The 11,534-nt window shown below is 75.0% G+C and carries 11 protein-coding genes; 5 read left to right on the top strand and 6 right to left on the bottom strand.

Going from position 1 to position 11,534, the window contains the following annotated elements; all coding sequences use genetic code 11:
- The first annotated feature begins 11 nt into the window (after nucleotides 1–11).
- A complete protein-coding gene (locus tag OG867_RS02575; RefSeq protein WP_406282200.1) occupies nucleotides 12–548 on the top strand; it encodes an AAA family ATPase in 537 nt (178 codons plus the stop codon).
- Here the strand turns inward: OG867_RS02575 and OG867_RS02570 are convergent.
- The 3 genes from OG867_RS02570 to OG867_RS02560 form a co-directional block, all read right to left on the bottom strand.
- Nucleotides 545–898, bottom strand: a complete 354-nt coding sequence (locus OG867_RS02570) for a VOC family protein (protein WP_328903530.1) — start codon at nucleotides 896–898, stop codon at nucleotides 545–547. The two genes, OG867_RS02575 and OG867_RS02570, sit on opposite strands and share 4 nt — an antisense overlap.
- Before the next feature lie 54 nt (nucleotides 899–952).
- Nucleotides 953–1,762: a class I SAM-dependent methyltransferase gene (locus OG867_RS02565; RefSeq protein ID WP_406282197.1), complete on the bottom strand. Its 810-nt coding sequence runs from the start codon at nucleotides 1,760–1,762 to the stop codon at nucleotides 953–955.
- 177 nt (nucleotides 1,763–1,939) lie between these two features.
- Nucleotides 1,940–3,436, bottom strand: a complete 1,497-nt coding sequence (locus OG867_RS02560; RefSeq protein ID WP_406282194.1) for a bifunctional phosphatase PAP2/diacylglycerol kinase family protein — start codon at nucleotides 3,434–3,436, stop codon at nucleotides 1,940–1,942.
- A gap of 435 nt (nucleotides 3,437–3,871) precedes the next feature.
- Here OG867_RS02560 and OG867_RS02555 point away from each other — a divergent pair, with 435 nt between their 5' ends.
- Nucleotides 3,872–5,122 (top strand): aminotransferase class I/II-fold pyridoxal phosphate-dependent enzyme, encoded by a 1,251-nt coding sequence (locus tag OG867_RS02555; RefSeq protein WP_406290719.1) that lies wholly within the window; start codon nucleotides 3,872–3,874, stop codon nucleotides 5,120–5,122.
- 36 nt (nucleotides 5,123–5,158) lie between these two features.
- Entirely contained in the window at nucleotides 5,159–6,250 is a 1,092-nt protein-coding gene (locus OG867_RS02550) for an MBL fold metallo-hydrolase (RefSeq protein WP_406282191.1), read from the top strand.
- On the opposite strand, the gene OG867_RS02545 is transcribed toward OG867_RS02550, so the two are convergent.
- On the bottom strand, nucleotides 6,198–6,824 hold the full coding sequence (locus OG867_RS02545) for a DedA family protein (RefSeq protein WP_406282188.1): 627 nt from the start codon (nucleotides 6,822–6,824) through the stop codon (nucleotides 6,198–6,200). The genes OG867_RS02550 and OG867_RS02545 overlap by 53 nt on opposite strands.
- Entirely contained in the window at nucleotides 6,821–7,603 is a 783-nt protein-coding gene (locus tag OG867_RS02540; protein ID WP_406282185.1) for an MBL fold metallo-hydrolase, read from the bottom strand. Before OG867_RS02540 ends, OG867_RS02545 begins: the two co-directional genes overlap by 4 nt.
- Nucleotides 7,604–7,828: 225 nt before the next feature.
- Here OG867_RS02540 and OG867_RS02535 point away from each other — a divergent pair, with 225 nt between their 5' ends.
- Nucleotides 7,829–8,233 (top strand): hypothetical protein, encoded by a 405-nt coding sequence (locus OG867_RS02535; protein ID WP_328903538.1) that lies wholly within the window; start codon nucleotides 7,829–7,831, stop codon nucleotides 8,231–8,233.
- Between the two features lie 83 nt (nucleotides 8,234–8,316).
- Nucleotides 8,317–10,407, top strand: a complete 2,091-nt coding sequence (locus OG867_RS02530) for an alkaline phosphatase family protein (protein WP_406282182.1) — start codon at nucleotides 8,317–8,319, stop codon at nucleotides 10,405–10,407.
- Here the strand turns inward: OG867_RS02530 and OG867_RS02525 are convergent, their stop codons facing one another.
- Nucleotides 10,408–11,460 carry a LacI family DNA-binding transcriptional regulator gene (locus tag OG867_RS02525; protein WP_406282179.1) on the bottom strand — a complete coding sequence of 351 codons (1,053 nt, stop codon included), beginning with the start codon at nucleotides 11,458–11,460 and terminating at the stop codon, nucleotides 10,408–10,410.
- Between the last annotated feature and the right edge of the window lie 74 nt (nucleotides 11,461–11,534).

Below are 11,534 nucleotides of genomic sequence, written 5' to 3'. Positions count from 1 at the left end.
AGAAGCACTACATGATCATCTGGATCAACGGAGCCTTCGGCGGCGGCAAGACCACCCTGGTCACCGAACTGCACCGCAGACTGCCGGAGGCGCTGGTCTTCGACCCGGAGGATGTCGGTTTCGTACTGCGCGGGATCGTCGAGGTGCCGGAGGGCAACTTCCAGAACATCCCGCTGTGGCGCAAGCAGGTGGCGTCCCTGGCCCAGGGGCTGGTCGAGGAGTACGGCCGGCCGGTCCTGGCGCCGATGACCGTGGTCCGCAGACAGTACGCCGACGAGATCTTCGGGGCCCTGGACAAGGCGGGCGTCCCGGTCCACCACTTCTTCCTGAACGTCTCCGCGCCCGTACTCGAACAGCGGCTGCACGACCGGGTGTTGCTGCCCGACGACCCGGAGCGCGACGAGGCGGCCCGGCGCTGGGGGAAGGCGCGGATCCCGGAGTGCGTGGCGGCGGTGGGCAGCCTGCGCGAGGACACGGTCGTGCTGGACGGCGAGCTGCCCACCGATGAGCTCGCCGCCCTGGTCCTGGAGCGGACCGGTCTCGCCTAGGCGGGCGCGTTGCGGTCGACGTACTCGAAGACCGAGCCGTCCGGGTGCACCGCGATCAGGTTGCGCCCGGCCGGGGTCGGGACCGGGCCCGCGATGACGCGGGCGCCGACCCGGGTCAGGGACGCGTGGGCCTCGTCCACGTCCTTCACGGCGATGGTCGCGGTGACCTTGCGCAGGATCTCCAGCTCCGATTCGGGGCCGCTCATCAGCAGGAAGCAGCCGATCGCGGCGACGGACACCCCGCCGCGCTCGAAGCGGAGGGCCCGAGCGCCGGTCAGCCGCTCGTAGAAGGCCACCGCTGCCTCCAGGTCGGCGACGCAGATACGCAGCGTGGTTCCCAGGATCTCCATGGCGGCCAGGATAGGGCCTGCCGCCATGCGATCCCTTCGGTCCCGGCCGTGCGCTCAGGCCCGGCAGAGCACCTCGCCGTGCGGCACCATGAACCAGCCGTCGTCCTGCGCGCCCCACGTGTGCCACGCCTCGGCGATCTCCGCCAGCTCCTCGGCCGTGGCGTGCCCGCCGTCCACCGCGAGCTTCGCGTACACCGAGCCGACGGTGCGGTCGGCCCACAGGCCGCTCCACCAGGCCCGGTTCTCCGGCGTGGCGTAGCACCAGGAGCCCGCCGTGGGGGTGACGTCGGTGAACCCGGCCTGCCGCGCCCAGGACAGCATCCGGCGCCCGGCGTCCGGCTCGCCGCCGTTGGAGCGGGCCACCCGGCCGTACAGGTCCTCCCAGCGGTCCAGGCCCGGAGACTCGGGATACCAGGTCATCGCCGCGTAGTCGCTGTCGCGCGCCGCGACGACGCCCCCGGGGCGGCACACCCGGCGCATCTCGCGCAGCGCCTGCACCGGGTCGCCCACGTGCTGGAGGACCTGATGGGCGTGGACCACGTCGAAGGAGTCGTCCGGGTAGTCCAGAGCGTGGACATCCGCGACGGCGAACTCCACGTTGTCCACGCCGCGTTCGGCGGCCACCTCGGCGGCCTGGGCCAGGATCTCGTCGGTGGTGTCCACGGCGGTCACCCGGCCCGGGGCGACCAGCGCGGCCAGGTCCGCGGTGATGGTGCCGGGGCCGCAGCCGACGTCCAGCATGTCCAGGCCCGGACGCAGTTCGCCGACGAGGTAGGCGGCGGAGTTGGCGGCGGTGCGCCACCGGTGCGAGCGCAGCACCGACTCGTGGTGGCCGTGGGTGTAGACGGCGGTCTCCTTGGGCATGACCGTGCATCCTCTCTCGAAACGCGAACCGCGAAAGCGCTGATCGGTAGGACCACCGTAGGGCCTCCCGCCGAATAATGAGATGCATATCTTGCTATGTGGACAGCGGCCCGGGCGCGCGAAGGGGCGGCCGACTCCGCGTCGACCGCCCCTTGTTGACCTCGGGACCCGGTCTCCCTACACCGGCCGCGGGCAGTACACCGTCAGCGCCTCCGGCAGCTTGTCGATCATCAACTCCGACTCGCTGTGCGCCACTTCACCGTCGTACGCGTACGGCGTCCCCGGCTTCAGACCGGAGATCCGCACCCGCTGCCGGCGCACCGCGGCGTGCATGGGGGAGCGGGTCAGCGGACCCGCGACCGCCGCCGCGAGCAGCCTCAGCCCGGGCGTCCGGCCGCCGTGCACCACGCGGACGTCCAGCAGTCCGTCCGCGAGGTTGTGCCGCCGCCCCGGCGCCGGTCCCATCCGCTGGAACAGGCCGTTGCCGACGAACAGCAGCCACAACGGGCGGCACCGGCCCTGGAGTTCGGCCTCCAGGGGGCGTTCGCCGCGCAGCACGTGCAGGGCCGCGAGTACCCCCGCGGGCCAGCCGCCGATCCGGGGCGACCAGCGCTCCCGCATCCGCACCAGCTCCGGATACACGCCCAGGCTGAAGGCGTTCAGGAAGTAGCCGTCGGAGCCGTCGGGCCCCGGCCGGAACCGGCCCAGGTCCGCCCGCACCGCGCTCCCGGCGACGAGCGCGGAGCAGGCGTCGGCGACGGTCTCGATGCCCAGGTCGTACGCGAAGTGGTTGAGGGTCCCGCCCGGGAACACCGCGAGCGGCACCTCGTGCTCCACCGCCACGGACGCCGCCAGGTTGACCGTGCCGTCCCCGCCGCACACCCCCAGCGCCGTGCACCGGTCCGCCGCCTGCGCCAGCTCCGAGGCGAGCCGGCCGGGCGGGCACTCCACGATCTCCGCCTCCGGCAGCGCGTTCCGGATCAGCGAGGCCGTCGCGGTCGCCGTCCCCGACTCCTGGTTGGCGACCACCACAAGACCCCGGCCCTCGGGCAGGGCGGGCGCGTCGGCCGGCGGTCTGCCCGGCGCGGGCAGCTGCCCCCTCGTCGGTATCACCCCCCGCAGGGCGAACGCCGCCCCCACGCCCAGCGCCGCCCCGGCCAGCACATCGCTCGGGTAGTGCACCCCGGTGTACACGCGGGACGCCGCCACGGACAGCGCGACGGGCGCCACGATCGCACCCCAGCCGCGCGACTCCAGGGCGACCCCGGTGGCGAAGGCGGCGGCCGACGCGGCGTGCCCGGACGGGAACGACGTGGTCACCGGCTGCCGCTTCAGCTGCCGTATCACCGGCACGGCGTCCAGGATCGGCCGCTGCCTGCGGACCGCCCCCTTGCCCACGGTGTTGATCGCGGCCGACGCCACCGCGAGCGAGGCGATGCCCCGCAGCGCGGCCCGCCGGGCCCGGGCACTGCCCCCGAAGGCGGCCATGCCGGCCGCCGCCCCGACCCACAGCAGCCCGTGGTTGGCGGTGCGGCTCAGGCGGGGCAGCACCGGCCCTGCGGCCGGCCAGTGGCGCTGGGCCAGATTCTGGAACACGGCGAGATCGCGCCGGTGGAACCGGTCGCGCAGCCCGGCGATCCGGGACGGGACGGAAGCATTGCTCGCTGACGACATGCGACAGCGGATACCCCGCATCGCCGCCCCGAACCAGCAGCCACGCCGAGGGTGGCCCGAGGTTCGTCACACCGGTCGCGGGCCGGGACACCGAACAAGGGGGAACGCGGGGCCATGGGGCGACTCGTGCCGGCGGTGACCAGGGCGTTCGACGTCCTCGAACTCTTCCTCCACGGCGACGGCACGCTGTCCGCCCCCGAGCACCAGGAGTCCGATCCCTGCGTCAGCTGTGCCGCCGCCCCCGTGCGCCGCCTCGGACACGACCGGACCCACGCCCGAGCCGAGCCCGGCCACCGGGCGCCCCGCCCCGTTCCCTCGTATAAAGGGGTCTGGGGCCGGCACGCCGAGAGCACACGCCTGCCGCCGCGCCGCCGCCCTCCGGGCGACGGCGGCAGTTCGAAGACAGGCCCTGGGGCGGACGGCGAAGGAGGCCCGATGGGCCGGGAGCGGACCGGGCGGCACGAGCGCGGAACGGACACGGTCCGGGAGGACCGGGGCCCCGTACGGTACGGGCCGCCGGCCCCCTGGCCGGGTCTGCCCGTCCTGCCCGAGCTGGCCGAGGTGCTGGCCTCCGCCGCAGGCCGCGCCGCCCCCGAACCCGCCGGCGGATCGGCCGCCCTGCGCGAGGCCGCCCGCGCCTACTGGGACCGGCGCGGACTGCGCTGCGGCCCCGAGCGCGTCGCGGCCGCCCCCGGCACCGCACCGCTGCTGCTCGCCCTCATCGCCGCGCACGGGGGCGACGTGCTGCTGCCGCGCCCCTGCCCCGCGTCCTGGATCCCGCAGGCCAGGCTGCTCGGCCGGCCCGCCTACCAGGTGCCCACGCCCGCCGAGTGCGGCGGTGTGCCCGACCCGTACGCCCTCCTCGAAACCGTGCGGCGGGTACGCGCCGAGGGCGGCCGGCCCCGGCTGCTGCTGCTCTCGGTCGCCGACGACCCCACCGCCACGGTCGCCCCGCCGGAACTCGTGCGCGAGGCGTGCGAGGCCGCCGTGGACGAGGGGCTGCACATCGTCAGCGACGAGACCTGGCGCGACACCCTGCACCGCCCGCACGACACGGTCCTGGTCAGCCCGGCCGAGATGTGCCCCGACGACGTCACGGTGGTCTCCGGCCTGTACGGCGCGCTGACCCCGGCCGCCTGGCCGGTTGCCGTCGCCCGGTTCCCCGACACCGCGCGCTCCGCCACCCGCCACGCCCGTACGCTCGACGTCCTCACCGCGCTCGGCGCCTCCGTCGCCGGACCGGTCGCGGCGGCCGCCGCCCACGCGCTGCGCGAACCGGACGCCGTCACCGAACGCGCCCGGCGCTCCGCCGCCCTGCACGCCCGGCTCGCCGCCGAGACGCATCGCGCCGTCCTCGGCTGGGGCGCCCTCGCCCGGCCCCCGCAGGCCGGCCGCCACCTCTACGCGGACCTCGGCCCGCTCCGCTCCCGGCTCGCCGCCCGGGGCGTCAACGACTCCCTCGAACTGGAGGAGTTCCTGTCCGCCCGGCTCGGCACCCCCGCCCCGGGCGGCCACCGCTTCGGCGACGAACTCGGCGCGCTCCGGGTCCGGCTGGGCACCGGCTCGCTCCTCGGCACGGACCCGGAGCGCCAGGCCGAGGCGCTCACCGCCCCGGACCCGCTCGAATTGCCGCACATCGCGGCAGCGCTGAGCATTTTCCGAGCAGCCCTCGACGCACCGCGCTGACCCACCCCGCCGGCGCACTCCTGGACGGGAGCCCCGATGACGGACCAGACCGAGAGCCCGCTCGTACCCCTCGCGGTCTGCGGCGAGGTCGTCACCCCCCGCCCGCTCGGCGAGGTACGCACCTGGCCCCGGAGCTTCGCGGACCGGCTCACCGCCCCGCTCCCCGGCGTCCGGAGCATGTCCCGGCTGGCCCGCGAGCACGCCATCCGGCCCAACGCGGAGGGCCTGCGCCACATCCACCGGCTGCCGTACGCCCCCGAGCCCCTGCCGCCCGTCCCGGCGGGCACCGCGTCCGTCACCTGGGCCGGGCACGCCAGCTGGATCATCCGCACCGGCGGCCTCACCGTCCTCGCCGACCCCGTCTGGTCCCGCCGCATCCTCGGCACCCCGGCCCGGATCACGCCCGTCGGGGTCCGCTGGGAGGACCTGCCTCCCGTCGACGCGGTCGTGATCAGCCACAACCACTACGACCACCTGGACGCCCCCACCCTGCGCCGGCTGCCCCGGAACACCCCGCTGTTCGTCCCGGCCGGACTCGGCCAGTGGTGCCGCCGCCGGGGCTTCGGCAGCGTCACCGAACTCGACTGGTGGGAACACGCCGAACTGGACGGCGTCCGCTTCGACTTCGTGCCCGCCCACCACTGGTCCCGGCGCACCCTCACCGACACCTGCCGCTCGCTGTGGGGCGGCTGGGTCATCCAGGACACCACCGGCGCGGGGGACGGCGGCCGGATCTACTTCGCCGGAGACTCCGGATACGGCCACTGGTTCGCCGAGATCGGCCGCCGCCACCCCGGCATCGACCTCGCCCTGCTGCCGATCGGCGCGTACGAGCCCCGCTGGTGGCTCGGCGACGTCCACACCGACCCGGAGGAGGCCGTGCAGGCGTACGAAGACCTCGGCGCCCACGCGATGGCGCCCATGCACTGGGCGACCTTCCTGCTCTCCGCCGAACCGGTCCTCGAACCGCTCACCCGGCTGCGGACCGCCTGGCAGCGCGCCGGACACCCCCGCGACCGGCTCTGGGACCTGCCCATCGGCGGCTCCCGCCTGCTGACGGCCCGCCCGGCCGGCGTCACCGCGCCCACCGCGCCCGCGTCCGGCGCCACACCGCGGGCGCCCCGCTGATCAGCAGCGTCAGGCCCACCGCCGCGACCACCCCCTGCCACGGCTCCGGGAACAGCGAACCGCCCAGGATCCCGATCAGCTGGTACGTCGCCGCCCAGGCCAGGCAGGCCGGCGCATCGCCCCGGGCGAACCGCCGCAGCTCCATCCGCCCCAGCAGGCACGCCAGCATCACCGGGATCCGCCCGGCCGGCACCAGCCGGGACAGCACCAGCACCATCACCCCGTGCTCGTCCAGCTTCCGCTGCGCCTGCTCCAGGCGTTCCGGCGCCGCCCGGTCCCGGATCGTCCGCAGCCACCGCGACCCGTTCTTCGACCGCACCCCCCGCTGCCCCAGCCAGTACAGGGATATGTCCCCCAGGAACGCCGCCGCCGACGCCACCGCGAACACCACAAGCAGCGAGAACGGCGACGACTGGTGGAACGCCACCACGGCCGCCGAACTCACCAGCGCGCCCGTCGGCACCACCGGCACCAGCGCACCCAGCGCCACCAGCAGGAACAGCGACGGATAGCCGACCGCCTGCTGCGTCGACTCGGCGGGCAGCTGCGCCGTCTGGCGCAGGAACTCGATCACGCGCGGCCCTCCGGCCGTACCCGCTCGCCGTGCGCCAGCCGGTGCACCACGACCTCCGGCGCCACCATCGCCGCCTTCCGCACGAACTCCTCGCCCGGCGCGTGGAACTCGTGCGGCCGGACCCCGTCCATCCCGATCGGCCAGTACGTGCCGTAGTGCACCGGCACCGCCGCGCGCGGCCGCAGCCGGGTCAGCGCCTGCGCCGCCCGCCCCGCGTCCAGATGCCCGTGGCCCAGATACGGCCCCCAGCCGCCGACCGGCAGCAGCGCCACGTCCACCGGGCCGACCACCCGCGCCATGTCGTCGAAGAGCCCGGTGTCCCCGGCGAAATACGTACGCGCCGCGCCCTCCACCACGTAACCGAGCGCGGGGGAGCGGTGCGGGCCCAGCGGCAGGCGCCGGCCGTCGTGCAGCGCCGGGACGGCCCGGACCCGCACCCCGCCCACGCGCACCTCGTCGCCCGCGACCACCTCCGTGATCCGCAGCCCGCGCGCCCGGCGCAGCAGCCGCAGCCCCGGCACCGACCGCACCGAACCACGCGGCACCAGCACCCGGGCCCCCGGCGCGACGCGCGCCAGCGACGGCAGATGCAGATGGTCGGAGTGCAGATGCGAGATGAGGACCACATCGGCCACGGCCGCGTCCGGACCGGGCAGCTCGCCCCGGCGTCGCCGCAGATGCGCGAAGCGCCGTACGAACAGCGGATCGGTCAGGAAGCGGATCCCGGAGTCCTCGATCGTGCACGTGGCATGACCCCACCAGGTGATCTCCACCGGCACGCGCCGCCTCCTCCTGCTCTCCGGGGCCCTCGGACCCCACCACACCTGCCCCGACGAGCCTACGGCCAGTCACGCCCGAGCGGTCCGCGCACCCCGGCGCACCCGTGGATCACCGGCTCAGGCCCGTGCCCCCGTGCGCCCCCTCGCCGCCCCGGAACGCTCCCTCGGCCCTCGCGTACGGGCGCATAGGGTCGGGGAACGACGAGCACGGGGAGAAGACGGGCCATGGGGGACGTACGCGTGGCGGCCATCGCCAGCCTGACACCGCTGGAGGAACTGGACAGCGATCCGTTCCTCGTGGACACCCGCGGCCAGCAGGCCATGTGCGCCCGCTGGGCCGCCGACCAGGGCTATGTCGTCACCCGGCAGCTGCGCCTCTACGGGCTGCGCCCCGACCACCCCGCGCTCTGGGACGGCATCGACAGCGGGGAGGTCGAGCTGTTCGTCGCCCCCTGCGACCGGGTCCTCGCCCGCGCCCTGGCCTCGGTGCCGGAGTTCACCGCGGAGTGCGAGCGGCGCGGCGTACGCCTGGAGATCGCCGGGCTCGCCGAGCCGTCCTACACCGCCGACGGCAAGGCCGGAGTGCACCGCCGCCTCTCCATGCCGACCGCCGGTTACGACGGCTGCTGACCGGCCGCAAGGCCGCCGGGACCGCTGTGAAAGGCTGGGAAAGGGCCCGGAACGGCAGGGCCCGGACATGAGGTGACGAGGGCGTGGGCGACAGACGATGGCGGCGCGCCGGCGCCGCGCTGATGCGGGTGATCGCGGTCTGGGCCGTCTCGACGCTCACCATGCTCGCGCTCGCGGGCATCCTCCCCGACTTCCGGCTCCAGTCCGCCGACGGCGACAGCATCACCAAGACCGCCTTCACCGCGGCCTGGGGCGCGGGCGCCTTCGGACTGCTCTCCGCCCTGGTCTGGCCCGTGCTGGTCCGGGCCCTGCTCATCGTCCCGGCCCTCGTCCTCGGCGCGCTCGTCTTCTTCCTCAACGGCTCGCTGCTGCTGATCGCGCTGTGGCTCATCCCGGACGGCCGGGGCGCCGCGGCCCCGGAGACCGCCGTCGCCGTCGCGGCCGTGATGTCCGCCGTCGCCTCCGCGACCTCCACCGCCCTCGCCGTGCGCGACGACAACGCCTACCGCCGCCGCCTCTCCCGCCTGGCCGACCGGCGCCGCCGGCGCACCGGCACCGGCGACGCGCGCGGGGGCCCGCCGGGCACCGTCTTCATCCAGCTCGACGGGGTCGGCCACGACGCCCTCGTCGCTGCGGCCGCCGGGGGCGTCATGCCGACCGTCGCCCACTGGCTGGCCGAACCGGAAGGGCACCGGCTCATGCCCTGGCGCACCGACTGGTCCAGCCAGACCGGCGCCAGCCAGCTCGGCATCCTGCACGGCAGCAACCACGACGTCCCCGCCTTCCGCTGGTACGAGAAGGAGACCGGCCTCGTCATGGTCTCCAGCAAGCCGGCGAGCGCCCTGGAACTCCAGCGCCGCGCTGTCACCCGCACCCGGGACGGCGGACTGCTCACCCTCGACGGCGCCAGCCGCGGCAACCTCTTCAGCGGCGGCGCCGCCCAGCTCGCGCTCGTCCTCTCGATGGCCGCCAGACTCGGCAAGGGCCGCCGCTCCCGGGCCGGGTACTTCGCCTACTTCTCCGACCCGGCCAACGCCGTCCGCACCGCCGGCTCCTTCGCCGCCGAGGTCTGCCGGGAGATCGCCCAGTCGACCCGCTCACGCCTCCGCAAGGAGACGCCCCGCATCAAGCGCGGCGGCCTGTACCCCTTCATCCGCGCCTTCGCGACCGTGCTCGAACGCGATGTGGTCGTCTCCGCCGTCATCGGCGACATGTTCGCCGGCCGGACCGCCGTCTACGCCGACCTCGTCGCGTACGACGAGGTGGCACACCACTCCGGACCGCGCAGCCGCGACGCGGAGAAGGTGCTCGCCCGCCTCGACCGGGCACTCGCTCTGATCACCAAGGTCGCCGAGCAGGCGCCCCGTACCTACCGGATCGTGCTCCTGTCCGACCACGGCCAGAGCCCCGGGAACACCTTCGCCGGGGTGTACGGGCTGACCCTCAAGGACCTCGTGCGGGCGGGCAGCGGACTGCCCGTGCCCCGGCGCGCGCAGCGCACCCGCAGCGCCTCCGAGGCGCGCGACGCGGTCCGCATCGCCCTGCACCGGCCGGTCGCCGGGGGCCAGGAGGAGCACGTCGCGAAACCCTCCGACCCCATCGTCCTCGCCTCCGGCAACCTCGGCCTGATCTCCTTCCCGGACATCGGGGGCCGCGCCTCCCAGGAGCAGCTGGAACGCCGCCACCCCGCGCTGCTCTCCACGCTCGCCAACCACCCGGGCATCGGCTTCCTGCTCGTCCGCAGCGAGCGCCACGGCTCGGTGGTGCTGGCCCGCGACGGCGTACGGGTGCCCCTGGCGGAACTGGCCGACGGACAGGGACCGCTGGCCGTGTACGGTCCCGGCGCCGCGGCCGCGATCCGGCGGACGGACACCTTCCCGCACGTCGCCGACGTGATGGTCAACTCCATGTACGACCCCGCCACCGGCACCGTGTACGCCTTCGAGGAGCAGATCGGCTCGCACGGCGGCCTGGGCGGCGACCAGTCCCGGCCGTTCCTGCTGTGGCCGCGCACCCTGACGGACCCGCTGGACGCCGTCACCGGCGAGGACGGGAAGCGCCCGGACGAACTCGTCGGCGCCGAGGCCGTGCACCGGGTCCTCAGGCACTGGCTCCAGGAGGCATCCGGGCCCCAGGTGCCGGTGACGTCGGACGAGGAGCCCGGCCGCGCCTGATCAGGCCGACTGCCGGCGTACGAGCGTCGGGTGGAAGATCACCGACGGCGGCGGGTCCACCGGCTTGCCGATCTGCTTGAGCAGCAGCCGGGCCATCTCCGCCGACATCTCCTCCACCGGCTGCCGGACCGTCGTCAGCGGCGGATCACAGGCCAGCGCCGCGCTGCTGTCGTCGAACCCGACGAGCGCGACATCGTCCGGGACCTCCTTCCCGGCCCGCAGCAGCACCGGTACGGCCCCGAGCGCCATCAGGTCCGACGCGATGAACACCGCGTCCAGATCCGGCCGCTCCGCCAGCAGCCGCCGCATCGCCGCCGCGCCCCCGGCATGGGTGAAGTCGCCCTCGGCGGTCACCACGTCCCGGATGCCGTGCGCCGCAGCTGCGTCCAGGAACCCGGCGAGCCGCGCCTGACCGGCCGGCATGTCCTGCGGGCCCGACACCGTGCCGATGCGGCGGCGGCCCAGCGCGGCGAGATGGTCGGCGGCCAGCCGCGCCCCGGCCCGCTGGTCCGCCTCGACATAGGTGAGCGGGGTCGGCCTGCGCGGCTGCCCGGCGAGCACGGCGGGCAGCCGGGTCCCGTGCAGCAGCCCGGGCAGCGGGTCGTCCGCGTGCGAGGAGATCAGCACCACCCCGTCGACGTGCCCGTGGCGCAGATACGAAAGGAGCTGGTCGCGGGACTCCTGGTCGTCGGCCAGCATCAGGACCAGCTGGATGCCCGCCGGGCGGAGCACCTCCAGGAGACCGGCCACCACCCGCCCGAAGTACGGATCGGAGAACATCCGGCCGACGAACGGCTCGGGCACGGTGCGCCGCTCCCGCTCCGAGACGACCAGCGCGATCGAGTCGGTGCGCCGGGTCACCAGCGACCGGGCCGCGCGGTTGGGGACGTAACCGGTGGCGTCCACCGCCGCCTCCACCGTCCGCCGCAGCGCCGGGTCCACCGTGGTCGCCCCGTTGATCACCCGCGACACCGTCGCCCGTGACACCCCGGCCACTCCGGCCACGTCCTCCAAGGTCACGGGACGGGCGGGCGGCGGGGCGTCGGCAGGCATGCAGTCTTTATACCGGGTGGTACGACCGGTGGGGCAACAGCCCTGGGCGCCTTGGGGTTACGTTGACCCGGCCG

It is taken from the genome of Streptomyces sp. NBC_00209 (genome assembly GCF_045206345.1).
Classification (GTDB): Bacteria; Actinomycetota; Actinomycetes; order Streptomycetales; family Streptomycetaceae; genus Streptomyces.
This window is presented reverse-complemented; position numbering and strand designations above follow the sequence as displayed.